The sequence below is a fragment of the Vibrio sp. Vf1514 genome (genome assembly GCF_052076135.1).
GTDB lineage: Bacteria > Pseudomonadota > Gammaproteobacteria > Enterobacterales > Vibrionaceae > Vibrio > Vibrio furnissii.
On the sequence record NZ_CP197267.1, the window covers coordinates 2,493,180 to 2,517,953 of the forward strand.

Sequence of the window (24,774 nt, forward strand, 5' to 3'; positions counted from 1 at the left end):
AAAATTACCCTTCCTTCTCAATCTTGTCGAGGCATTCACGCAGTAACTGACCGTACTCGTATTTACCAGGACATACAAAGGTACACAGTGCGAGATCTTCTTCATCCAGTTCCAAAGCACCAAGGCTTTGAGCACTGTCTGAATCACCGGCACACAGATCACGAAGCAACAAGGTTGGCTCCATATCCAGAGGCATCACTTTTTCGTAGTTGCCAATCGGTACCATTGCGCGGTCACTACCGTTCGTTGTCGTGGTCATGTTGAACAATTGACCTTTGAACAGGTGACCTAGGAATGAGCGGGTTACCGAGAACTTGTTCTTACCAGGCAATGCCCAGCCAAGGAACTCTTTCTCGCGACCTTCACGTAATACAGAGACTTGCAGATGGTAACGACCCAAGTATGCATGTGGACCCGTTGCTTTTGTTCCTGACAGTACAGAGCCAGAAATCACGCGAACTTCGCCCGGCATAATTTCGTTGTTCGTCAGTTCATCTAGGCTGGCACCTAGTACTGTACGAATCAGACGAGGGTTGTTGACCACTGGACCTGCCAGAGATACAACGCGTTCGTTGTAAAGTTCACCCGTCAGGAATAACTGACCAACCGCAATCACGTCTTGGTAGTTGATGCTCCATGCCACTGTGTTTGCATTGACCGGGTAAAGGTAATGCATGTGAGTGCCAGGAAGGCCTGCAGGGTGTGGGCCGTCAAAGACATGCTCTTCTACGTTTGACTGAGAAGAACGTGGCAGACTGGTACCTTTTTTACAAACGTACACTTTGCCTTCAGTCAGAGCAGACAACACATCCAAGCCAGCAACGAAGGCTTCAGATTGCTCGTTGATGATCACAGTCGGCTCCGCCGCCAATGGATTGGTGTCCATTGCCGTTACGAAAATAGCCTGTGTGGTTGAATCAACAGCTGGAACCTTGCTGAACGGACGAGTACGTAGCGATGTCCAAAGACCAGATTCAACCAATTGAGTTTTCACCGCTTCACGGTCAAGACTCGCTAGCTGATTGGCTTCGTACTTGTTGAACGTCACCTGGTCATCACCTGCCACTTCAATCACAACGGATTGAAGAACACGTTTTGCACCACGGTTCACTTCAACAACTTTACCGCTGACTGGAGAAGTAAATAGAACGCCTTTGTTCTTCTTGTCTTCAAAAAGAACTTGAGCTTTTTTTACTTCATCACCTACGCGAACATGCATTGTAGGACGCATGCCGACGTACTCTTCGCCAAGCAAGGCGACTTTTTTGATGGCTTTGCCATCATTAATCACCTGGGAAGGAGTTCCTGCGATAGGAAGGTCCAAACCCTTTTTTATTGTAATCATACGCACTTGCACTACTTTTTTATCGGGAAAAAGATTCTTTCATTGCGTAAATTCGAGACGCACTAAACTCTGCTGGCTCATGCGAAAACCGAAGCCACAACAGAGTTTAACTATCTCTAGACACGACATTTTCAGTGCCCGCTTTTGGCTGTTTGAAACGCCAAAACCGCAACATCCTTTTAAAAATCTCATCACATATATGAAGTGAGATTTATCAGGTGCGATAGTCTAGCATCTTTTGGGAACTTGATGCCATGACCAATCCCCTGATTGACCGCTTTATTTAGGAAGAAATGGAGATACAGGCCAAAGTATTAACCATAAATTTGATGCATCGCACACTTAGTTAAGGCCTATGAATATGAGTCTTAACTCACAGATTAATTGATTAAAACAATAGCTCAATTCGCTTTCATTTCCTCCATTTGTTGAAACGGTGTTAAATGTTTGCGCAAAACTTCAGCATTTTAACGCTATTTTTGCAGCAATGTTGAATTAGTGACCACCACCGAGACACATCGGGCTATCGGGGGCGCCACTCTCCAGTTCATGCCATTCTTGTGGCGTATAGGTGTGAATCGCCAAAGCATGGATGTGGTTGGACAACTCTTCCATCAGCGCCTGATTCACCAATCGATGACGAGCAATCAAACGTTGTCCGACAAAGCGTTCGCTCACAACAATGACCTTGAAATGACTCTCTGAGCCAGGGGCAACGTTGTGCATATAACTCTCGTTGATGACTTTAAGATAGTCAGGTTGAAAAGCGTTGTGCAATTTGGTTTCAATCACTTCTTGAAGCATAGGGTTTCCTTGTCACACGACAATGAGTGAACAACTTGATTTAGGAGATGGCATTAGTGTACTCGCGCCGTTCTGGAAGCGAAAGGTTTTGGTTTCATGATCCACGCCCATTTGAGACAATAGCCAAGTTGATGATTTAATTTTATTCCAAATATGAAAACTGAGCTTGCGCTTCACGATCGAACACTCACGCTGCATCGCTACCCAATACGCAGCAACGAAACACTACAGGCCTGGGATGCTGGTGATGAATACCTGATAAATCATCTCGCCGAACAGCACTTGCCAGCGGGTCGTCATATTCTCATTCTGAATGACTCTTTTGGCGCTCTAAGTTGCTGGTTCTCGCATCAGTATCGCGTCACCATGATGAGTGACTCCTTCATTGCCCATCAAGCCACCACACGAAACTTAGAACAGAATCATTGCCCAGCGGTGACATTACTACGGACTTTCGATGCTATACCTGAAAATGTGGATCTGGTGTTGATGCAAATTCCTCGTAACAACCGTCACTTGGTTTGGCAATTGAGTCAATTGCGTCAACATCTCTCAGCTGATTGCCCAGTTATCGCCGTCAACAAAGCCAAAGAGATCCACAGTTCGACGCTGAAGTTGTTTGAGAAATATTTGGGACACACCACCACATCGTTGGCTTGGAAAAAACATCGCTTGGTATTCAGTCAACCCGACAGTTTACCCTCCGACGTCGTCTCCTCCGATACACGCTGGCACGTCGACGGTACATCGATTGAACTGAACAACCTACCGAATGTCTATTCTGGCGAAAGCCTCGACCAAGGTACGCGATTTTTGTTGCCTCACTTACCAAGCGATACCACGTTGAATCACGTGATCGATTTAGGTTGTGGCAATGGTGTGTTGTCAGTTCGTATGGGCCAGCTCAACCCGCAAGTGAATATCACTTGTGTGGATGAGAGCTTTATGGCGGTCGAATCTGCGCGTCAGAACCTCGTGACCAACTTAGGTCAAGAGCGAAATATCGAATGCATCGCCAATAACTGTTTGGATGGTTTTGAAGCGGCCCACACAGATATGGTGGTGTGTAATCCTCCTTTCCATCAGCAGCAAGCCATCACGGACCACATTGCATGGCAAATGTTCTGTGATTCAAAGCATGTTCTTCGCAAGGGAGGGAAATTATTGGTGATCGGTAATCGCCACCTCGGCTACGATGTAAAACTAACGAGGTTATTTGGCCGTTCTCAAGTAAAGACTGTCGCTAGTAATCAGAAATTTGTTATCTTACAAGCTATTAAGCAATAAGCATTTTACAACATGCTCACTCAACGAAAGGAATTGACCATGAAGAAACTGGTTCTCGCGGCTTCTATCGCACTGTTGACTGCCTGTGCCGCGCCTCAGCAGCAACAAATTAACTTTATGCCTCAGCCTGTGCTGAGCAAAAGCGATATCGTGAAAGGCAGTACATTTACCTTTGTCAGCAAAGACGTTCGCTCAGCGCAGTATGTCGCGCTGGTTGACAGTGGTCGCAATAATATCGAACCTGTGCATGCGAAACAGAACGTACGTATTGCGCTGGAAAATGCGTTGTCTGAACAGTTTGGCTCGCAAGGTTTCCGTCTCACCGTGAACAGTGAAAACACGCTGACACTCGAAGTTCAGGAAGCCTTGGTGAATGTGAAACACTCTGTGTTTGAAAACGAAATGGACGCGAAAGTTACTCTGGAACTGACGGCTGAAACGCCTAAAGGTAAACTGGTGAAAAGCTACAACGGCAGCGCGAAACGCACGGCGCCATTGAGTGCTTCTGATGAAGACATCGAAATGGTGCTCAATGACGTGGTGAACTTGGTGCTCAAAGAGATCGCCAACGATTCTGAACTGCAAACTTACATGAAGGATCGCTTCCATGACTAAGGTCTGGCTGACCGCTCTAGCGCTGCTCAGTACCAGTGTTTGGGCGGGTCCCAAAGTGGAATTTGATACCACCCTGGGCTCTTTTACCGTCGAACTGAACGATGAACAAGCCCCGATCAGCAGCGCAAACTTCCTGAAATATGTGGAAGATGGCAGCTATGTCGGCAGCCAGTTTCATCGTGTGATTCCTGGTTTTATGGCGCAAGGGGGTGGTTTCGACAAAAACATGAATCAACTTCACACCTACGCACCGATTAAAAATGAAGCCAGTAATGGTTTGAAAAACGACACAGCGACCATCGCCATGGCGCGAACGGCGAACCCAAATTCGGCCACTCGCCAGTTTTTTATCAACCTCGTCGATAACGATTTCTTGAACAACGACCAACGTCCACCCGGTTATGCGGTGTTTGGTCAAGTGATTCAAGGTTTCGATGTGATTCAGCAAATGGCCAAACAGCCAACACACACGCTGGGCCGCATGGGCGATGTGCCTGTCACTCCTATCGTGATCACCAAAGCAACTCTCATCAAGTAATCTAGTTCGAGCTCTGGCATTCGTCAGGGCTCGCTCCCGAAGGAATAATTCCATGCCGAACGACCAAGTGCAAACCTGGAAAGAGACCGTGCTCAGCTATTTTGACCGCCGCTTACTGTGGGTGTTTATGTTGGGCTGTTCCAGTGGTTTTCCTTGGGTATTGATTGGCTCCAATATGTCCGGTTGGCTCAAAGATGCCGGATTAACCCTGTCTGCAATTGGTTATTTTGGCAGTGTATTTTCAGTCTATGCGATTAACTTTCTATGGGCGCCCTTAGTGGACCGCGTGAAGTTGCCGCTACTCACCCCGTTAATGGGTCAGCGCCGCAGTTGGATTTTCCTTTGCCAAGCGATTGTGCTGGTTTGCACGTTGCTCATCGCTGGCGTCAACCCAGCCAACAACTTGATGGTGACCTCGATGTTAGCGCTCGGTATCGCGATCGCTTCTGCAACGCAAGACATCGCCATTGACGCCTTTCGTATCGACTCATTCCCCAAGTCCGAACCATCGAAACTGCCACAAGCATCTGCCATGGCGGTGATTGGTTGGTGGACCGGTTATTCGCTACCGGGCTACTTGGCTTTTATCAATGCCGATACCATCGGTTGGAATAACGTCTATTATGGTATGGCGGCGATTGTGCTGCTTTTGATGGGCTTTACGTTATGGGTTGGCGAGCCGTCAACTCAACGTGAGACATTGCAAAAACAAGCCGAAGCGCGTCATGAGCATTATGTACATTCGCGCTTGATGCGCTGGCTCAGCGTCACCCTGTTTGAACCGTTTCTCGATTTCTTTCGTCGTAACGGAACGCAAGTCGCCCTGACGTTGCTGCTGTTTGTCTTTCTATTTAAAATCGGCGAGGCATTTCTTGGCCGTATGTCGATTGCATTTTATAAAGAAGTGGGCTTTAGCAACGAACAGATTGGCTATTACTCCAAATTGATCGGTTGGGGAATGACCATGCTGTTTACCTTTGTCGGCAGCATGTTCAACGTCCGCTTTGGTATTGTTCGCGGTTTGATGATCGGCGGCGTCGCGATGTCGGCCAGTAACTTGATGTTTTCATGGATTGCTCAAGTCGGCACCAATGAGCACTTGTTGTTGGCGACGATTCTTGTCGACAACTTCACCACTGCCTTCTCTACCGTCGCCTTTGTCTCTTTCCTGACGGTCGTCACAGGCCAAGCGTTTTCCGCCACACAATATGCCTTACTGGCCTCACTCGGCAACTTCGGGCGAACCGTCTTGGCCTCCTTTAGTGGCAACTTAGCCGAGTATTTGGATAACTGGTCACTCTTCTTTATTTTGACCGCCGTGATGGTGATTCCAAGCCTCATCATGCTCTATTCATTGCGGCACTATTTCACCGACATGCTTCAGCGAGCCCATCAGAAGCATGATGAAGAAATGGCATCACTCAAACAAAGCGAATAAAAAAAACCGCCGAAAGGCGGTTTTTTTCAAGGTTCACTGTTATTTCTTCGCTAGGCCTTTGCCATTCAAGTACCCCATCATAAATGGGCGAGATTCTTGGCTCAGTTTAGCGGTGATTTGCTCAGACCAGCCTTGCTGTTTGGCATTGCTGGAGCGACTCTGATAATAGTCCATCATGGTTTGATCGTATTGATCGATCAGGGTTAAATCCAGCGGTTGGTAGTGGTTCTCATGCACAATCACTTGAGGGCTTAAACGTGGTTTCAGTTGCGGATCCTGATCCGGATGACCTAAACACATGCCGAACAAAATGGCTGTATAAGGAGGAAGCCCCAGCAATGAGTCCACTTCGTTCGGTGAGTTACGTAAACCACCGATATACACACCGCCCAGCCCCAAAGACTCAGCGGCCAGTAAACAGTTTTGCGCCATAATTCCCGAATCCACGGCACCGATCAGCGTCAATTCCATGAACTCTGGCTTCACATTGGGGTTCATTGCATAGTGACGTTGATAATCGATACAGAACACCAAAAATTCCGCAGCACTCTCGACGTATGCTTGATTGCCCGCCAACTTGGCTAATTCAGCCCGCTTTTGCTTGTCAGTGACGCGAATGATCGAGACTACTTGTAGCAAACTCGATGACGATGCCGAGATCCCTGATGCAATGATCGTTTCTAATTGCTCAGGCGTGATCGGTGTTTCTTTAAAGGCTCGAATAGAGCGATGTCCTTGAATGGTGTCGATGACGCTGTTCATTCACACTTCCTTTGACTTAATAATGTTCGCCGTTATCGTAATATTCGTTTGGTTTCAGTGCGGTAAAGATGACAGCAACGTTCACGTCTTCACCCAACACCTCTCGAACCTGACGCGTAATGATGGCAGCAACGTGATCTTGAGTCTCCTGACCGCGGTCAAACCATAACACTTCCACAAATGGGTACGCTGGAGAGACTTCGCCCTCAAAGAAAAACGTGGTGTAAATGTACTCGAACGTGAAATCCTCACGAGGTGATTTCATTAAGGGTTGTAGTTCGTCAGTGAGACTTTTTGATAAAACTTGTACGGTCTGCGGCTCAACCGCACGTAAACGAAAATGTGGCATAACGTGACTTCCTCTTTTTCCAAGCATCATAACAGCTTAAAAAAAGAGGTTCGACCTTACGGCCCTCAATTTGTTACTTCATTCATGAGGACCGCCCTCATCTACATCAAATGAGAATCAAAAAACATCAGCGTTTTCCCCCACGCCGATTCCGCTGCCTCTTCGTTATAACGCCCTGTAGAATCGTTATGGAATCCGTGATTCACGCCGGGATAGATCACGGCCTCAAAAGGTACTTTGTTCGCGAGCAGGGCCTTTTCATAATCCGGCCAAGTCGCATTGACCCGCTGATCCAGTTCAGCAAAGTGAATGAGTAATGGGCCTTTAACCTGATGACGCAAATTCTCTGCTGCCGGTGTTCCATAAAATGGCACGCCTGCATCCAACTGCTCGGGAATCGTTGCTGCCAGCATATTGACGATGTAACCACCAAAGCAAAAACCAACTGCGCCAAGTTTTCCAGAACATTGAGTATGGGACTTCAGAAACAGTGCCGCAGCAATGAAATCTTCTTCAATATTGGCTTTATCCATACTGCTCTGCAACGCGCGTCCTTCATCATCATTGCCCGGATACCCACCTAATGGATACAACGCATCTGGTGCAAACGCGATAAATCCGTTCATCGCCAAGCGTCTGGCGACATCTTCAATGTAAGGATTCAACCCTCGGTTTTCGTGCACCACCAACACGGCTGGGAGTTTCCCTTGCACTTGCGTTGGCACGACCAAATAACCTCGTCCTTTACCGTGCCCTTTGGGGGAATCAAACTCGACATACGTGGCTTTGATTTTTGGATCATTGAACGACACTTGCTCTGCAAATGCATAATTGGGGAGCAGCGCAGACGTCAACACCGACATCGTAAAACCGACCGCAACTAAGCTGGACAACCGCTTCATAAATTCGCGTCGGTCTATCACCCCGTGAGCATATTCGTCATACCAATCAAACGCTTCTTGAGGAATTTCTCGTGCTTGCCGCTCCAACGACTGATCTATTTGTGTTTGCATAACCCTATCCTTGTGTTCAGCAACGAATGTGCTTTGGTCACAAAAAGCTTAGGCGATCACAGATAAGTTGCATGCTTGAACAACGAAGAATTCGTCACGATTTCTATCAGAACGGTGGAAATAAGAATTGCAGATAAATAAAAAGCCTCAGTCTTTCGACTGAGGCTTAGAATAGATGGCAGGGGTGGAGAGATTCGAACTCCCAACACGCGGATTTGGAATCCGCTGCTCTGCCAATTGGAGCTACACCCCTGTTGTTCGTGTTTTATGAGACGACTCTCGAATAAAGTGGCGGAGCGGACGGGACTCGAACCCGCGACCCCCGGCGTGACAGGCCGGTATTCTAACCAACTGAACTACCGCTCCGCACTGGTTAGACTCAAGAGTCTAAATTTAAAGCCTGGCGATGTTCTACTCTCACATGGGGAGACCCCACACTACCATCGACGCTGTTTCGTTTCACTTCTGAGTTCGGAATGGAGTCAGGTGGTCCAAAACGCTATGGTCGCCAAGCAAATTCTTAAAATTCGGAAAGCTGTTTTCGTTCTCTCAACACATTCTTATGCGCTTAGCTTTGAGTCCAGTACAAAACCCCTTGGGTGTTGTATGGTTAAGCCTCACGGGCAATTAGTACAGGTTAGCTCAACGCCTCACAACGCTTACACACCCTGCCTATCAACGTTCTAGTCTCGAACAACCCTTTAGGACAGTTAAACTGTCAGGGAAGACTCATCTCAGGGCTCGCTTCCCGCTTAGATGCTTTCAGCGGTTATCGATTCCGAACTTAGCTACCGGGCAATGCGTCTGGCGACACAACCCGAACACCAGAGGTTCGTCCACTCCGGTCCTCTCGTACTAGGAGCAGCCCCCTTCAATCTTCCAACGCCCACGGCAGATAGGGACCGAACTGTCTCACGACGTTCTAAACCCAGCTCGCGTACCACTTTAAATGGCGAACAGCCATACCCTTGGGACCGACTTCAGCCCCAGGATGTGATGAGCCGACATCGAGGTGCCAAACACCGCCGTCGATATGAACTCTTGGGCGGTATCAGCCTGTTATCCCCGGAGTACCTTTTATCCGTTGAGCGATGGCCCTTCCATTCAGAACCACCGGATCACTATGACCTGCTTTCGCACCTGCTCGAACCGTCATTCTCGCAGTTAAGCGGGCTTATGCCATTGCACTAACCTCACGATGTCCAACCGTGATTAGCCCACCTTCGTGCTCCTCCGTTACTCTTTGGGAGGAGACCGCCCCAGTCAAACTACCCACCAGGCACTGTCCTCAACCCGGATAACGGGTCTAAGTTAGAACATCAAACATACAAGGGTGGTATTTCAAGGTCGGCTCCAACGCAACTGGCGTCACGTCTTCAAAGCCTCCCACCTATCCTACACATGTAGGTTCAATGTTCAGTGCCAAGCTGTAGTAAAGGTTCACGGGGTCTTTCCGTCTAGCCGCGGGTACACTGCATCTTCACAGCGATTTCAATTTCACTGAGTCTCGGGTGGAGACAGCGTGGCCATCATTACGCCATTCGTGCAGGTCGGAACTTACCCGACAAGGAATTTCGCTACCTTAGGACCGTTATAGTTACGGCCGCCGTTTACCGGGGCTTCGATCAAGAGCTTCGACCGAAGTCTAACCCCATCAATTAACCTTCCGGCACCGGGCAGGCGTCACACCGTATACGTCATCTTACGATTTTGCACAGTGCTGTGTTTTTAATAAACAGTTGCAGCCACCTGGTATCTGCGACTCTCATCAGCTCCATCCGCGAGGGACTTCACCATCAAGAGCGTACCTTCTCCCGAAGTTACGGTACCATTTTGCCTAGTTCCTTCACCCGAGTTCTCTCAAGCGCCTTGGTATTCTCTACCCGACCACCTGTGTCGGTTTGGGGTACGATTCCTTACAATCTGAAGCTTAGAGGCTTTTCCTGGAAGCATGGCATCAATGACTTCACACCCGTAGGTGCTCGACGTCGTGTCTCAGCCTTAAAGAGAGCCGGATTTACCTAACTCTCAAGCCTACGCACTTGAACCTGGACAACCGTCGCCAGGCCCACCTAGCCTTCTCCGTCCCCCCATCGCAATTGTAAGAAGTACGGGAATATTAACCCGTTTCCCATCGACTACGCTTTTCAGCCTCGCCTTAGGGGTCGACTTACCCTGCCCCGATTAACGTTGGACAGGAACCCTTGGTCTTCCGGCGGGGAGGTTTTTCACCCCCCTTGTCGTTACTCATGTCAGCATTCGCACTTCTGATACCTCCAGCATGCTTTACAACACACCTTCAACGGCTTACAGAACGCTCCCCTACCCAATACGATAAATCGCATTGCCGCAGCTTCGGTTTACAGCTTAGCCCCGTTACATCTTCCGCGCAGGCCGACTCGACTAGTGAGCTATTACGCTTTCTTTAAATGATGGCTGCTTCTAAGCCAACATCCTAGCTGTCTGAGCCTTCCCACATCGTTTCCCACTTAGCTGTAATTTGGGACCTTAGCTGGCGGTCTGGGTTGTTTCCCTCTCCACGACGGACGTTAGCACCCGCCGTGTGTCTCCCGGATATTACTTACTGGTATTCGGAGTTTGCAAAGGGTTGGTAAGTCGGGATGACCCCCTAGCCTTAACAGTGCTCTACCCCCAGTAGTATTCGTCCGAGGCGCTACCTAAATAGCTTTCGGGGAGAACCAGCTATCTCCGAGTTTGATTGGCCTTTCACCCCTAGCCACAAGTCATCCGCTAATTTTTCAACATTAGTCGGTTCGGTCCTCCAGTTGATGTTACTCAACCTTCAACCTGCCCATGGCTAGATCACCCGGTTTCGGGTCTATATCCAGAGACTGAACGCCCAGTTAAGACTCGGTTTCCCTACGGCTCCCCTATATGGTTAACCTTGCCACTGAATATAAGTCGCTGACCCATTATACAAAAGGTACGCAGTCACCCCACAAAGGAGGCTCCTACTGCTTGTACGTACACGGTTTCAGGTTCTATTTCACTCCCCTCACAGGGGTTCTTTTCGCCTTTCCCTCACGGTACTGGTTCACTATCGGTCAGTCAGGAGTATTTAGCCTTGGAGGATGGTCCCCCCATATTCAGACAGGATAACACGTGTCCCGCCCTACTCGATTTCACTGAACATGCGCTGTCGGCTACGGGGCTATCACCCTGTTTCGCGGTCCTTTCCAGAACCTTCACCTGACGCATGTAAAGCTTAAGGGCTAATCCAATTTCGCTCGCCGCTACTATCGGAATCTCGGTTGATTTCTTCTCCTCGGGGTACTTAGATGTTTCAGTTCCCCCGGTTCGCCCTGTTAACCTATGTATTCAGTTAACAGTAACTGCTTATGCAGTTGGGTTTCCCCATTCGGAAATCTCAGACTCAAGTGGCTGTTACTGCCTAATCTGAGCTTATCGCAAGTTACTACGTCCTTCATCGCCTCTGACTGCCAAGGCATCCACCGTGTACGCTTAGTCACTTAACCATACAACCCGAAGGAGTTTCGGGTTGTTGTTAAACAACCTAGGTGTCACACATTTAATTTACATGAGTGTGTGACTGATTTTGCCGGACTCAATTTGAAGACTTACTGAAACAGTAAGCTTCGATACCAAGCACACTTGAATGTGTTTGTTGGTGTATTCCATTTAGGAATACATTGAGAACTTTACAAACAACAATAAATTGTTGTTTTGTCAGCTTTCCAAATTGTTAAAGAGCAAGATTCGTATCTCTTTCGAGATGAACCATTTCTAAGAACACTTAAGTAAATGTGCTTAAAGATGGTGGAGCTAAGCGGGATCGAACCGCTGACCTCCTGCATGCCATGCAGGCGCTCTCCCAGCTGAGCTATAGCCCCACGAATCTCTTAAACTAAACCGTATCAATCTGTGTGAACACTCATCGCAATAATCATTCGTATAAGGAGGTGATCCAGCGCCAGGTTCCCCTAGCGCTACCTTGTTACGACTTCACCCCAGTCATGAACCACAAAGTGGCAAGCGTCCTCCCGAAGGTTAAACTACCTGCTTCTTTTGCAGCCCACTCCCATGGTGTGACGGGCGGTGTGTACAAGGCCCGGGAACGTATTCACCGTGGCATTCTGATCCACGATTACTAGCGATTCCGACTTCATGGAGTCGAGTTGCAGACTCCAATCCGGACTACGACGCACTTTTTGGGATTCGCTCACTTTCGCAAGTTGGCTGCCCTCTGTATGCGCCATTGTAGCACGTGTGTAGCCCTACTCGTAAGGGCCATGATGACTTGACGTCGTCCCCACCTTCCTCCGGTTTATCACCGGCAGTCTCCCTGGAGTTCCCGACATTACTCGCTGGCAAACAAGGATAAGGGTTGCGCTCGTTGCGGGACTTAACCCAACATTTCACAACACGAGCTGACGACAGCCATGCAGCACCTGTCTCAGAGTTCCCGAAGGCACCAAAGCATCTCTGCTAAGTTCTCTGGATGTCAAGAGTAGGTAAGGTTCTTCGCGTTGCATCGAATTAAACCACATGCTCCACCGCTTGTGCGGGCCCCCGTCAATTCATTTGAGTTTTAATCTTGCGACCGTACTCCCCAGGCGGTCTACTTAACGCGTTAGCTCCGAAAGCCACGGCTCAAGGCCACAACCTCCAAGTAGACATCGTTTACGGCGTGGACTACCAGGGTATCTAATCCTGTTTGCTCCCCACGCTTTCGCATCTGAGTGTCAGTATCTGTCCAGGGGGCCGCCTTCGCCACCGGTATTCCTTCAGATCTCTACGCATTTCACCGCTACACCTGAAATTCTACCCCCCTCTACAGTACTCTAGCCTGCCAGTTTCAAATGCAATTCCGAGGTTGAGCCCCGGGCTTTCACATCTGACTTAACAAACCACCTGCATGCGCTTTACGCCCAGTAATTCCGATTAACGCTCGCACCCTCCGTATTACCGCGGCTGCTGGCACGGAGTTAGCCGGTGCTTCTTCTGCAGCTAACGTCAAAGAATACCGCTATTAACGATATCCCCTTCCTCACTGCTGAAAGTACTTTACAACCCGAAGGCCTTCTTCATACACGCGGCATGGCTGCATCAGGCTTGCGCCCATTGTGCAATATTCCCCACTGCTGCCTCCCGTAGGAGTCTGGACCGTGTCTCAGTTCCAGTGTGGCTGATCATCCTCTCAGACCAGCTAGGGATCGTCGCCTTGGTGAGCCCTTACCTCACCAACTAGCTAATCCCACCTGGGCATATCCTGACGCGAGAGGCCCGAAGGTCCCCCTCTTTGAGCCGAAGCTATCATGCGGTATTAGCCATCGTTTCCAATGGTTATCCCCCACATCAGGGCAATTTCCCAGGCATTACTCACCCGTCCGCCGCTCGCCGCCCAACAAATTCCCCGAAGGTTCAATGTTGTCGCTGCCGCTCGACTTGCATGTGTTAGGCCTGCCGCCAGCGTTCAATCTGAGCCATGATCAAACTCTTCAATTTAAGATTTTGTGGCTCAATGAATACTGACTTCAAATTACCTTAGTAATTCAAAGCTATTATCGTTCCAACAGAACGATAATGAATTGACTGTGCCGATACCGAAGTATCGATTGGTCACTCAGTTCATTGATACCTAAGTTGATTCTTTAGAATCATCTTCGATTATCATCAACGAGTGCCCACACAGATTGATAGGTTTATATTGTTAAAGAGCTTTGCTTTTCGAAGCTTTCTTCTCAAAGCGGACGGCCATTTTAGCGAGTTAACTTAGCGAGTCAACAACTTTTTTATTTAATTTTCTTTAGGTTAAGAAATCAAATTTGCCGTCGTGTTGCCTTGCTTTCTTATGCAGAATTGCCTGACAACGGATGCGCATTATAGGGAGGAAAAAACGCTTGGCAATAGCAAATCAGCCAAAAACTTCGCTTTTCTGACTGACCGCCTAAATAAACGCCAAAGTGGATTTTTAGTGAACGAAATGACCGAAATTAAATGCCTAATGCTGCGACTTTACGGTTGAGCGCTCGCACCGATTCACGAACATTGGCGACCAACTCTTGATAAGCATCTTCATCGCTTGCTTGATAAACCCGTTTACCATTGATGAAAGTGGCTTTAATTTGAGCTGGTTCTCCGCACACAACTGGCGCACTGATCTCAGAGTGACATCCTGCCATGCGAGGCTGCTGAATGTCATAGAGAACCAAATCGGCCACTGCTCCCTCTCTTATATATCCAAGATGATCGAACCCGACCATTGATGCGCCCCCTGCACTGGCCCATTCAATGACACCGTTCACGGACGTCGCAGCCGCGCCATGTTGAGCGCGGTGCAATAACCAAGTCAGATTTAGCTCTTGCAGCATTGACCCCGATTCTGCTGATGCCGATCCATCCACACCGATAGAAATCGGCATCCCCGCTTTCGCCATGTCGATAACCGGCGCGATCCCACTTCCCAAACGACAATTGGATGTTGGGCAATGCGCAATCCCCGTTTGGGTGTTCGCTAACAAGGCAATATCTGCGTGTGTAGCTTTGACTAAGTGAGCAAACCACACATCCTCCCCCAACCAATCACAACGTTGTGCAAACTCCACCGCGCTACAACCGTATTTCGCCATCGCTTGTTGATTATCAAACTCGACTTCTAAGAGGTGGGAGTGCATCCGTAACTGATGAGCGCGCGCATACTCCGCCAACATTTTCAGATCATCGGGAGTCGAGGAATGCACAATGCTGGTCGGAGCAACCACCAGACGTCGCATCGCGTTCTGTTCATCTTGATGATAGCGCCGGCGCGAATGATCTAAACGCGCCAACATCATCTCTAACGATTCTGGCTCGACGCCTGCTTTAGCCAAGCCTTTATGGCTGCCTTTGACCGTTGCTCCCCCTCGACAGAGCACAAATCGAATCCCCATCTCTTCAGCGGCTTGCCAGACCGCATCTTCGACTTCCTGCGAACTGTTGGCATGATAAAGGTAATGATGATCGGCGCAGGTTGTGACGCCAGAACGAAGCAATTCGTAGAAACCCAATTTCGCCGCGCAATACATAATCTCTGGTGTGATCTGCGGCCAATAGCGATACGGAACATGAGCCAGCCACTCGCCGAGACCATCATTTAAACCAGCGGGGATCCCTTTCAACACGGATTGTGCCAAGTGATGATGGGTATTCACGAAACCGGGATAAACCACACAACCTCGGGCATCGACGACATGTTCATGATGAGAAGGCAGCAGGTCGCTCCCCAGCTCGGTGATAATGCCATCTTGAATGCGGATGTCCTGATGACCAGACTGGGAATAGATGGCGCTTGCCTGTTTGATGAGATAGTTCATGCTCACTTCCTTATAAGAATACCAAACCCATGATGGGCGTTCTCATGAGCAATGCCCCGGAGCGTTCCTCCTGACCGCTTCTACTCACATCCTTTGTTTCAACGTCAACCAAGCTGTATACAATGCAAATCACAGACCAGCTTCAACACCTGCAAAATCGAACGAAAAAAGAATAAGTTGCACCATAACAGTGAAAAATACGCTCAATTGGTGTGCACAAACACCGCTCATCACTCCATGCAGAGGGCTCATTGTATACAAGCATCGATTGAAACAAACATCGGCCAGACAAGCGATTGTTAATAAAAGGTTATCAATTCAGCCATTGGTTTAATGCTGTGGCACGCCCCTTGCTCTGGTCATAGACACCATTCGTGAGTAGAAGCGGTTAGATGTCGTGATGGCATCGGGACATTGCTCATAGTTCGTCAAAGGCGATGCATCCTCGCCTTTGACAGTGCAAAGGAAGACACGGAGTAACTATGAAGACACCTATTTCACACCTCAAAACAGTAACACTATCCCTCTCATTGGCGTGTGCCTCAGCAAGCTCTTGGGCAGCAGACAAAGTCACCTTTCAGCTCGACTGGCTACCCGGTGGAGACAAAGCGCCGGTGTATGTCGCCGTGCAGCAAGGCTTTTTCGCCGAGCAAGATCTCGATGTCACCATTTTACAGGGCAAAGGCTCAACCGATGCGATCACCAAAGTCGCAACAGGCACAGCCGACATCGGTTCTTCTGACATCGTGGCATTGCTGGTCGCCAAAGCAAATGACAACGTACCGGTCAAAGCCATTTATTCACTGTTTAGCAAAGCGCCTTACGCGTTTTATGCCTTGGATGACTCGGCGATCACCGGCATCAAGGATGTCGCGGGCAAAACCATCGTGACTTCGCCATTCACATCAGCCAATGTTTTTTTACCACTGATGCTGAAAAAAAATGGCATTGATGACAGCAGCGTCAAAGTGCTCAAAGCCGATCCTGGCGCACTCAACCCCATGCTGATCACCGGTCAATCGGACATCATGATTTCATGGATGACCGATGCGGTGAAAAACCAGCAGCAAGCTGAACAGGCGGGGAAAAAACTCACCGTGCTGCCTTGGTATGACGCCGGACTGGAGTTCTACTCTTCATCGATCATCGCCAGCGACCGCTTTCTTGCCAATCAACCCGATGTCGCTCGCCGTTTTGTCGCCGCTTATGCCAAAGCCGTCGCTTATACGTGGGCCAATCCCGAACAAAGCGCCGCTGACGTGCACAAAATGGTCCCCGAAGTCGACACCGCTCAAGCCGCAGATACCATCCGTTCGATTCGTGGATTGGTCTTGAACGAAGTCAGTGAACGCGATGGCGTCGGCGTCTTTACACCAAATCGACTGGCTGAAACTTGGAAATGGACCGCAGAAGCGCAGAACATCGCCCTCGATAAGCTCGATCCGGAAAGCGCCATTTCGCGCGACTTCTATTAAGGAGCACATCATGCAGCCATTCGTCTCATTTCGTCACATCGGGCACACTTACACCAGTGAACACAGCGCGGTCACGGTGCTCAATAACGTGACTTTTGACATCAATAAACATGAATTCGTCGCCATTGTTGGCCCGTCCGGGTGTGGTAAATCGACATTGCTGCGCCTGCTGTCCGGGTTGATTCACCCCACCCAAGGTGACATTCAAGTGTTTGGTCATCCTGTCTCGGGGCCGCGTGAAGACATCGGCATCGTCTTTCAAAAGCCGACACTGCTGCCGTGGAAAAATGTACTGGATAACGTCCTGTTTCCGCTACAGCATAAATTTGGCCACGTCAGCGCGAAAGATCGTCAATTGGCCACCGAGCTTTTGGACAAAGTCGGCCTGAGTGAGTTTGCCACCAGCCTACCGAATCAGCTCTCCGGCGGGATGCAGCAACGGGTTGGGATTGCGCGAGCACTGCTGCTCAACCCTGACATTCTGATCATGGATGAGCCGTTCTCCGCCCTTGATGCATTAACCCGTGAAGAGATGGGCTTTGAGCTGCAACGCCTGTGGCTGGAAAAACCCAAAACCGTTCTTTTTATTACCCACTCGATTTCGGAAGCGGTATTGCTAGCGGATAAAGTGCTGGTGATGGGACCTCGTCCCAGCACGGTGCTGGAAGAAATCACGATAAACCTGCCGCGCCCACGCACCATCAATACCCTAAAAGAGACGGATTTCGGGCGCTATACCAATCGGATTCGTGAGTATTTTTATCGACCACCGCATGACGACTCTGCCACCGAAAATGCTGAGAAAGTCACACCGCTGCATCGCACTGTTGCTTGAGCCCATCTGCACTAAGGATTCATTATGAAAGGATTACTCGCGAAGCGGTCGCAGAACTGGCTGCCGTTATTGGCCATGCTCACGCTCCTCCCGATATGGGAAGGGGTCTGCCATCTGTTTGCCGTGCCAACCTTTATTCTTCCTGCGCCATCCGACATCGCGCTGGCATTTACCCAAGTGTCCGCCGAACGCTGGCTCGACAATCTTTGGGCCACGCTGAGGATTGCACTGTTTGGTTTTGCCCTGTCGTTCGCACTCAGCATCCCGCTGGCGATCATGATGGTCAATTCTAAGTTTTTAACCCGTGCCATCTTCCCGCTGCTGGTTGTGATTCAGTCCACGCCCGTGGTCGCCATCGCGCCACTACTGATCGTGATCTTGGGCACTGGCGATGCCCCGCGCTTGGCCATCACCTGCCTGATCACCTTTTTTCCTCTGGTGGTGTCTGCCACCACAGGCATGCTGGCCACGCCGCCGGAACTGATTGAGTTATCGCGCTCACTCAACGTCAGCAACCATAAGACCATCTGGCAGATTCGCCTGCCTTATGCCATTCCACACATTTTCAGCGGCGTAAAAGTTGCGATCACGTTAGCCGTGATCGGCTCGGTGATTGCCGAATTTGTCGCCGCCGAAAAAGGGCTCGGCTACTTAGTACAGTTCTCCACTTCATATTTCAAAATCCCCCAAGCTTTTGCGGCACTGGTGTTTCTCTCCGTGGTGAGCATGGTGCTATTCAAATCGGTCAGTTGGATTCAGAAAGGCTACTTTGCTTGGAGCCTGAGTGATGAAGAAAAACAACGATAAGGACATAACATGCTCAACCCAACCCTCGATTACCGCTGGCTACGCCACAGTTTTGCGCTGGCAGAAGATGCCAAATCGCGCGGCATTCACCCTTTTGCTGCCGTACTGGTCGATGCCAACGGCGAGATCTTACTTGAGCAAATCAACGGCTATCTGCCTGATTTGGATATGACCGGACACGCCGAGCGGCTGATCATGACGCAAGCGAGCAAGTTGTATCGTCCCGACTTTCTCAACCAATGCACGCTGTATGTGTCCGCCGAACCCTGCGCCATGTGCGCGGGTGCGATTTACTGGGCTGGCGTCGGACGTGTCGTGTATGGCTTGAGCGAAACTCGTTTGAAAGCCTTGACGGGCAATCATCCGGAAAACCCAACCTTAGCGCTACCGTGTCGAATCGTATTTGAATCCGGACAGCGTACAACAGAAGTGCACGGGCCACTCTTAGAGGCGGAAGCCGAGCAAGTCCAGCACGGCGCTTGGTAAGCGCGATCATTCATCTTAACCCCGGAGTAGAAGCGGTCTGCAATCTCGATGATTGCTGGACATTGCTCCAATCACACGCACATGCTGAATTGGAGAAATAACAATGACTCAACACGCTTATGCACTCGAAGAACTCAACTTCGAAACGACCCTTGGCGGGCGCGGCACCGAAGCAGAACTCGGCGCCATTCCACTCATCGACTTGTCAGATTTTGATACCCGCCGTGACGCGATCAGCGAACAACTGTGGCAAGCGGCCACAGAGGTCGGCTTCTTTCAATTGATCCATCACGGCATCACACACAGCGATATACATCAGGCATTTGCCCTCAGTGAGCAGTTCTTTGCACTGCCAGCTGAGCAAAAGCAACGCTTTCCGCTCAAAGCGGGGCTCAATGCAGGCTGGGAATTTCGTCAGCAAGTCCGCCCATCGACGGGTTTGGCGGATCAAAAGGAGTCTTACCAAATCACGCTGCCACACATGGATACGTTGTGGCCAGAGCAAGATTTGGTGGCCAATTTTCAGTCACACCTACTGAGTATGGAGTATCAGGCATGGCAGTTAGGGATGAAGATTCTCTCTTGCTTTGCCGACAAGTTAGGCTTTGAGCGGGACTTTTTTACTCGAGCGCATCAACGTGATTCAGCGCATTACCTCAGCACGCTGCGCATGCTGCACTATTTGCCGATGAGTGATATTCCTGCGAAGGGCGATTATTGGCGCGCGGGCGCGCACACCGATTTCGATTGTTTAACCTTGGTGTTTCAACAGGAGCATCAAGGTGGATTGCAAGTCGCCGCAGGCAAAGACGCTCAGCAAAACTTGGTGTGGAGCAATGTAACCCCGCAAACTGGTGTCATTACCTGCAATATCGGCGACATGTTGATGCGCTGGAGCGATGACGAATTGAAATCGACCTTGCACCGCGTGCGCATGCCAACCGCCGAGGAAAATCAGGGCTCACGCTACAGCATGGCCTTTTTCTGCCAGGCGAACCGCGATCAGGTGATTCAAGGCCCGAAACAAACCTATCCTCCCATCACCGCGCAGGATTATTTAAAGATGCGCCTCAACGCTAATTTCGCTTAATCCGCTTCACCGAACCAAGGCACCACCGGCCTCTGTTATGGTGAGCGCACTGCAAAAAGAAAGCCACGCAAATGCGTGGCTTTTACTCTTATGATCAATTATTGCGATGCGGTGATGTTGCCATCGTTCACATCGAGTTTGATTGGCGTCCCCGGCAGGAATGTTCCCGCCAGAATTGATTTCGCCAATGGGTTTTCCACATTTTGTTGAATTGCCCGTTTCAATGGACGCGCACCGTATACCGGATCGAAGCCCACTTGCGCAATCAGATCCAACGCTTCGTCGCTGACTTGCAGTTCGAAGTCTTTTTCCAGCAGACGTTTACGCAGGCGTTCCAACTGAATCGATGCGATGGATTTAATGTGTTCACGACCCAGTGGGTGGAAGACCACGGTTTCATCCACACGGTTGAGGAACTCAGGGCGGAAATGTTTACTCACCACTTCCATCACCTGCTCTTTGATGCCCTGGTAATCCAGTGACGCAAAGTTTTCCTGAATGCGTGACGAACCGAGGTTCGATGTCATGATCACCACCGTATTGCGAAAATCAACCGTGCGACCCTGACCATCGGTTAAACGGCCATCATCCAGCACCTGCAACAGAATGTTGAACACATCCGGATGCGCTTTTTCCACCTCATCCAGCAAAATCACGGAGTACGGTTTACGGCGCACCGCTTCGGTCAGATAACCGCCTTCTTCATAACCCACATAACCTGGAGGCGCACCGACCAAACGAGCCACAGAGTGTTTCTCCATGAACTCCGACATATCAATCCGCACCATGGCATCTTCACTGTCAAACATGAAGTTGGCGAGGGTTTTACACAGTTCGGTTTTACCCACACCAGTTGGACCTAAGAACAGGAACGAACCAATTGGACGGTTTGGATCCGACAGACCCGCACGGCTACGACGAATCGCGTTCGCGACCACTTCCACCGCTTCAACCTGACCAATCACACGTTGGTGCAACACGTCTTCCATGCGCAGCAGTTTTTCTTTTTCTGCTTCGAGCATTTTGGCCACAGGAATACCGGTCTGTTTAGAAAGAACTTCGGCAATCTCAGCATCGGTAACTTTGTTACGCAGTAGCGTCATCTCTTGCATTTCTGCTTGCGCGGCCAAGTCGAGTTGTTTTTCCAGCTCAGGAATGCGGCCGTATTGCAACTCAGACATGCGGCTTAAATCGCCGGCACGACGCGCCACTTCGAGATCCAAACGCGCTTGTTCCAGTTCGGATTTAATGTGTTGAGTGCCTGACAACGCCGCTTTTTCCGCGTTCCACACTTCTTCCAGCTCAGCGTAATCCCGCTCTTTTTCCTGCAACTCTTCATTGAGGATGTTGAGACGTTTTTCACTCGCTTCATCGTGTTCATTGCTCAGCGCTTGCTGCTCAATTTTCAGTTGAATGATCTTACGTTCCAGCTTATCGAGCGCTTCCGGTTTGGAGTCCATCTGCATACGAATGCTAGAGGCCGCTTCATCGATCAAGTCGATGGCTTTATCGGGCAACTGACGATCAGACACATAACGATGCGACAACGTTGCCGCCGCCACGATGGCTGGGTCGGTAATTTCAACGTGGTGGTGCAGCTCATAACGCTCTTTCAAGCCCCGCAAAATCGCCACGGTGTCTTCCACGCTCGGTTCATCCACCAGCACTTTTTGGAAACGACGTTCCAGCGCCGGATCTTTTTCGATGTACTGACGGTATTCATCCAATGTGGTCGCGCCGACGCAGTGCAGTTCACCACGTGCCAAAGCGGGTTTGAGCATGTTACCGGCATCCATCGAACCTTCACCTTTCCCTGCGCCCACCATGGTGTGCAGTTCGTCGATGAACAGAATGATGTTGCCTTCTTCTTTCGCCAGTTCATTTAGAACGGATTTCAAGCGCTCTTCAAACTCACCGCGGTATTTCGCCCCTGCAACCAACGCGCCCATGTCCAAAGACAGCACACGGCGACCACGCAGGCCTTCCGGCACTTCGTTATTAATGATGCGCTGCGCAAGACCTTCCACAATGGCGGTTTTACCGACGCCCGGCTCACCAATAATGACCGGGTTATTTTTGGTACGACGCTGCAGCACTTGAATGGTACGACGAATTTCATCGTCACGCCCAATCACTGGATCCAGCTTGCCTTGTTCAGCCCGTTCGGTCAGATCGATGGTGAATTTTTCCAGCGCTTGGCGCAGCTCTTCCGCATTCGGATCATTGACCTTTTGACCACCACGGATCTTTTCGATCGCCGCGGTCACTTTTTTCTCGGTCAAACCGAAATCTTTCAGCAACTGGCCCAAAGGACCTTTGTCTTCCAATGCCGCCAACAGGTAAATTTCAGACGAGATGTAGGCATCCTGACGCTTTTGCGCCACCTTGTCACACAGATTAAACAGCGTCCCCAACCCACTGGAGAGCTGCACGTCGCCACCAATGCCGCTCACTTTGGGCAGACGATCTAACATCTCGCCCAGCTTTGAGCGCAGTTGCATCGCATCCACATCCAACATCGTCAACAAAGGACGAATTGGACTGCCGTTTTGATCAAGCAACGCTACCATCAGGTGCACGGGTTCGATGTATTGATGATCTCGCCCGAGCGCGAGTGACTGAGCGTCGGAAATCGCTATTTGAAATTTACTGGTAAATCTGTCAAGACGCATAACAACCTTCCTAACCTCGTCTGAGATAAACTAACAACGTTAAGAAAGATGGTTACGCAGGGGGAAATTTTCAAGTGAAGACCATTAACTTTATCGGGTTTAATTTGCTTCAATCCAGATAAAGCTGGCCTGACGGCCGGTCACGCCATCGCGGCGGTAAGAATAAAATTGATCGGCCTGTTGATAGGTACACAGACCGTTGTCGAACACAGCGTCAATGCCAAGCTGACGCAGACGCAAACGCGTCAGGTGATTCATATCAGCCCACCATTTTCCCGTTTGATGACCGGGTTTAAACGCAAGGTGTGCGTGGTCATCATGCGCACTGAACGCGGCCAATACATCATCACCCACTTCAAACGCTTGCGGGCCAATGGCCGGCCCCAACCACACCACCACATCGTCATTGGCAAACTGTGTCAGCGCCTGTTCGACAATGCCCGCAGATAAGCCGCGCCACCCCGCGTGCACCGCAGCAACTTTCGTCCCTTGGGTGTTGGCGATCAACACAGGCAAACAATCGGCGGTCATTGCAGAGCACACCACGTTTGGCGCTTGAGTCCAAACACCATCCGCATCCAACACTTGAGCCGTCGGCGCGTCCACTTCCACGACCACGGTGGAGTGTGTTTGATTGAGCCATATCGGCGCGCTGGGCATGCCTGCTTGCTGCTGCAACCAATAGCGATTGCGCTCAACCCGATGTGGATCATCCCCAACGTGCATGCCCACATTCAACCCATCGTAAGGCGGCAGAGAAAAACCGCCAACTCGGGTTGAAGAGAGCGCCTTCACCGAAACCGGTGCAGGCCAGCGAGGGATAATCCAACTCATCGATCAATACTCTTCTGAATGGTTCAGTTGAGCGTCTTCACGCAACGCTTCGGTCATTTCAACCATGTCATCCGGCACTGGCGCGTGGAATTCCAACGGTTCACCGGTGATAGGGTGTTCAAAACGCAGCATGACTGCGTGCAGCGCCTGACGATCGAAACCACGAATCATGTCCGTCAGCTCTTGCGTCGCCCCTTTAGGAATCCGCGCACGGCCGCCGTAGGCAGTGTCGCCCAACAGTGGGTGTTGCAAATACGCCATGTGAACACGAATCTGGTGCGTACGACCGGTTTCCAGACGCAGGCGAATTCGCGTGTGCTCGCGGAAATGTTCCGCCACACGGTAGTGAGTAACAGCCGGTTTACCCAGCGGGCTCACCGCCATCAGTGTACGTTTGGTTGAGTGACGGCCAATCGGCTTATCAATCATACCGCCCGCCGTCATTTTACCGATCGCGATCGCTTCGTATTCACGGGTAATGTTTCGTTTTTGCAGTTCACGCACTAAACGCGTTTGCGCCGGAACCGTCTTCGCCACCACCATCAAACCCGTGGTATCTTTATCCAGACGATGCACGATACCCGCACGTGGCACTTCAGCAATCGGTGGAAAATGGAACAGCAATGCGTTAAGCACGGTGCCGTCTGGCGTACCAGCGCCCGGGTGCACCACCAAGTCTCGCGGTTTGTTGATCACGATAATGTCGTCATCTTCATAAACGATATTCAATGGAATATCTTGAGCTTCCCAGCGTTGTTCATCTTCCAGTTCAGCCTGAACCGTGATCGCTTCACCGCCCATCACTTTGGTGCGAGGTTTGGTCACCACGTTGCCGTTGACCATGACTTTGCCTTCCAACAACCATTCTTTCAGGCGTGAACGGGAAAAATCGGTAAATAATTCAGCCACAGCTTGGTCTAAACGCTGACCAAGCTGGCTTTCTTTTACTGTTTGAGTTAATTCAATCTGCTGAGCCATATCGAACTTTTTTAAAAACCGTGAGACTAATAGCCACTAGTGTGGAAAAATATGGCGCCATTGTATCTGTTACTGCCAAGAAAGTAACGAAACGTTTTGCGGAGCGCCGACG

General features: G+C 50.1%; 18 protein-coding genes, 3 tRNA genes and 3 rRNA genes. 9 read left to right on the plus strand and 15 right to left on the minus strand.

Features of this window, described 5'->3' with window-relative positions:
- Window positions 1-4 precede the first annotated feature (4 nt).
- Window positions 5-1,345 (minus strand): Na(+)-translocating NADH-quinone reductase subunit A, encoded by a 1,341-nt coding sequence (locus tag ACS18Q_RS11595; protein ID WP_081454213.1) that lies wholly within the window; start codon window positions 1,343-1,345, stop codon window positions 5-7.
- Between the two features lie 495 nt (window positions 1,346-1,840).
- Complete coding sequence (bolA, locus tag ACS18Q_RS11600; protein ID WP_004724973.1) at window positions 1,841-2,149, minus strand: transcriptional regulator BolA; 309 nt, start codon at window positions 2,147-2,149, stop codon at window positions 1,841-1,843.
- Between the two features lie 153 nt (window positions 2,150-2,302).
- Between bolA and ACS18Q_RS11605 the strand changes: the two genes are divergently transcribed.
- From ACS18Q_RS11605 to ACS18Q_RS11620, 4 genes are read left to right on the plus strand one after another with little or no spacing between them, the layout of a single operon-like run.
- Entirely contained in the window at window positions 2,303-3,436 is a 1,134-nt protein-coding gene (locus ACS18Q_RS11605; protein ID WP_441257100.1) for a methyltransferase, read from the plus strand.
- Window positions 3,437-3,475: 39 nt separating this feature from the next.
- Window positions 3,476-4,051 carry a YajG family lipoprotein gene (locus ACS18Q_RS11610; RefSeq protein ID WP_004724983.1) on the plus strand — a complete coding sequence of 192 codons (576 nt, stop codon included), beginning with the start codon at window positions 3,476-3,478 and terminating at the stop codon, window positions 4,049-4,051.
- Complete coding sequence (locus ACS18Q_RS11615; protein WP_004724984.1) at window positions 4,044-4,589, plus strand: peptidylprolyl isomerase; 546 nt, start codon at window positions 4,044-4,046, stop codon at window positions 4,587-4,589. Before ACS18Q_RS11610 ends, ACS18Q_RS11615 begins: the two co-directional genes overlap by 8 nt.
- A gap of 52 nt (window positions 4,590-4,641) precedes the next feature.
- Window positions 4,642-6,027: an AmpG family muropeptide MFS transporter gene (locus ACS18Q_RS11620; protein ID WP_441257101.1), complete on the plus strand. Its 1,386-nt coding sequence runs from the start codon at window positions 4,642-4,644 to the stop codon at window positions 6,025-6,027.
- 39 nt (window positions 6,028-6,066) lie between these two features.
- Here ACS18Q_RS11620 and nfsA read toward each other — a convergent pair whose 3' ends face one another.
- The 10 genes from nfsA to ACS18Q_RS11670 all read right to left on the minus strand — a co-directional run bounded on the left by nfsA (window position 6,067) and on the right by ACS18Q_RS11670 (window position 15,485).
- A complete protein-coding gene (gene nfsA, locus ACS18Q_RS11625) occupies window positions 6,067-6,789 on the minus strand; it encodes an oxygen-insensitive NADPH nitroreductase (RefSeq protein WP_172561611.1) in 723 nt (240 codons plus the stop codon).
- 16 nt (window positions 6,790-6,805) lie between these two features.
- On the minus strand, window positions 6,806-7,138 hold the full coding sequence (locus ACS18Q_RS11630; protein ID WP_004724990.1) for a DUF1904 domain-containing protein: 333 nt from the start codon (window positions 7,136-7,138) through the stop codon (window positions 6,806-6,808).
- A 101-nt stretch (window positions 7,139-7,239) separates the two neighbouring features.
- A complete protein-coding gene (locus ACS18Q_RS11635; protein ID WP_441257102.1) occupies window positions 7,240-8,151 on the minus strand; it encodes a dienelactone hydrolase family protein in 912 nt (303 codons plus the stop codon).
- Window positions 8,152-8,327: 176 nt separating this feature from the next.
- Window positions 8,328-8,404: transfer RNA gene (locus ACS18Q_RS11640), tRNA-Trp, on the minus strand.
- A gap of 36 nt (window positions 8,405-8,440) precedes the next feature.
- A tRNA-Asp gene (locus ACS18Q_RS11645) sits at window positions 8,441-8,517 on the minus strand.
- 32 nt (window positions 8,518-8,549) lie between these two features.
- Window positions 8,550-8,664: ribosomal RNA gene (rrf, locus tag ACS18Q_RS11650) — 5S ribosomal RNA — on the minus strand.
- Window positions 8,665-8,757: 93 nt separating this feature from the next.
- Window positions 8,758-11,648 (minus strand): 23S ribosomal RNA (locus ACS18Q_RS11655).
- 299 nt (window positions 11,649-11,947) lie between these two features.
- Window positions 11,948-12,023, minus strand: a tRNA-Ala gene (locus tag ACS18Q_RS11660).
- A 62-nt stretch (window positions 12,024-12,085) separates the two neighbouring features.
- Window positions 12,086-13,638, minus strand: a 16S ribosomal RNA gene (locus ACS18Q_RS11665).
- The 16S, 23S and 5S rRNA genes sit together here with 3 tRNA genes alongside, the layout of an rRNA operon.
- A 488-nt stretch (window positions 13,639-14,126) precedes the next feature.
- Window positions 14,127-15,485 (minus strand): amidohydrolase family protein, encoded by a 1,359-nt coding sequence (locus ACS18Q_RS11670; protein WP_441257103.1) that lies wholly within the window; start codon window positions 15,483-15,485, stop codon window positions 14,127-14,129.
- Between the two features lie 482 nt (window positions 15,486-15,967).
- On the opposite strand from ACS18Q_RS11670, the gene ACS18Q_RS11675 reads away from it, so the two are divergent.
- The 5 genes from ACS18Q_RS11675 (at window position 15,968) to ACS18Q_RS11695 (ending at window position 20,178) form a co-directional block, all read left to right on the plus strand.
- On the plus strand, window positions 15,968-16,960 hold the full coding sequence (locus ACS18Q_RS11675; protein WP_441257104.1) for an ABC transporter substrate-binding protein: 993 nt from the start codon (window positions 15,968-15,970) through the stop codon (window positions 16,958-16,960).
- Window positions 16,961-16,970: 10 nt separating this feature from the next.
- Window positions 16,971-17,795 carry an ATP-binding cassette domain-containing protein gene (locus tag ACS18Q_RS11680; protein ID WP_158165672.1) on the plus strand — a complete coding sequence of 275 codons (825 nt, stop codon included), beginning with the start codon at window positions 16,971-16,973 and terminating at the stop codon, window positions 17,793-17,795.
- A gap of 24 nt (window positions 17,796-17,819) precedes the next feature.
- Window positions 17,820-18,602 carry an ABC transporter permease gene (locus ACS18Q_RS11685; RefSeq protein ID WP_014204530.1) on the plus strand — a complete coding sequence of 261 codons (783 nt, stop codon included), beginning with the start codon at window positions 17,820-17,822 and terminating at the stop codon, window positions 18,600-18,602.
- Between the two features lie 9 nt (window positions 18,603-18,611).
- Window positions 18,612-19,088, plus strand: coding sequence for a nucleoside deaminase (locus ACS18Q_RS11690; RefSeq protein ID WP_004728820.1), 477 nt, complete (start codon window positions 18,612-18,614; stop codon window positions 19,086-19,088).
- Between the two features lie 103 nt (window positions 19,089-19,191).
- Window positions 19,192-20,178 carry an isopenicillin N synthase family dioxygenase gene (locus ACS18Q_RS11695; RefSeq protein ID WP_441257105.1) on the plus strand — a complete coding sequence of 329 codons (987 nt, stop codon included), beginning with the start codon at window positions 19,192-19,194 and terminating at the stop codon, window positions 20,176-20,178.
- Between the two features lie 98 nt (window positions 20,179-20,276).
- Here ACS18Q_RS11695 and clpB read toward each other — a convergent pair whose 3' ends face one another.
- From clpB to rluD, 3 genes are all read right to left on the minus strand, one after another.
- A complete protein-coding gene (gene clpB, locus ACS18Q_RS11700) occupies window positions 20,277-22,850 on the minus strand; it encodes an ATP-dependent chaperone ClpB (RefSeq protein WP_004728823.1) in 2,574 nt (857 codons plus the stop codon).
- 99 nt (window positions 22,851-22,949) lie between these two features.
- Window positions 22,950-23,684, minus strand: coding sequence for a peptidoglycan editing factor PgeF (gene pgeF / locus ACS18Q_RS11705; protein ID WP_004728825.1), 735 nt, complete (start codon window positions 23,682-23,684; stop codon window positions 22,950-22,952).
- A 3-nt stretch (window positions 23,685-23,687) separates the two neighbouring features.
- Window positions 23,688-24,662 carry a 23S rRNA pseudouridine(1911/1915/1917) synthase RluD gene (gene rluD, locus ACS18Q_RS11710; protein ID WP_004728828.1) on the minus strand — a complete coding sequence of 325 codons (975 nt, stop codon included), beginning with the start codon at window positions 24,660-24,662 and terminating at the stop codon, window positions 23,688-23,690.
- Window positions 24,663-24,774: the final 112 nt, after the last annotated feature.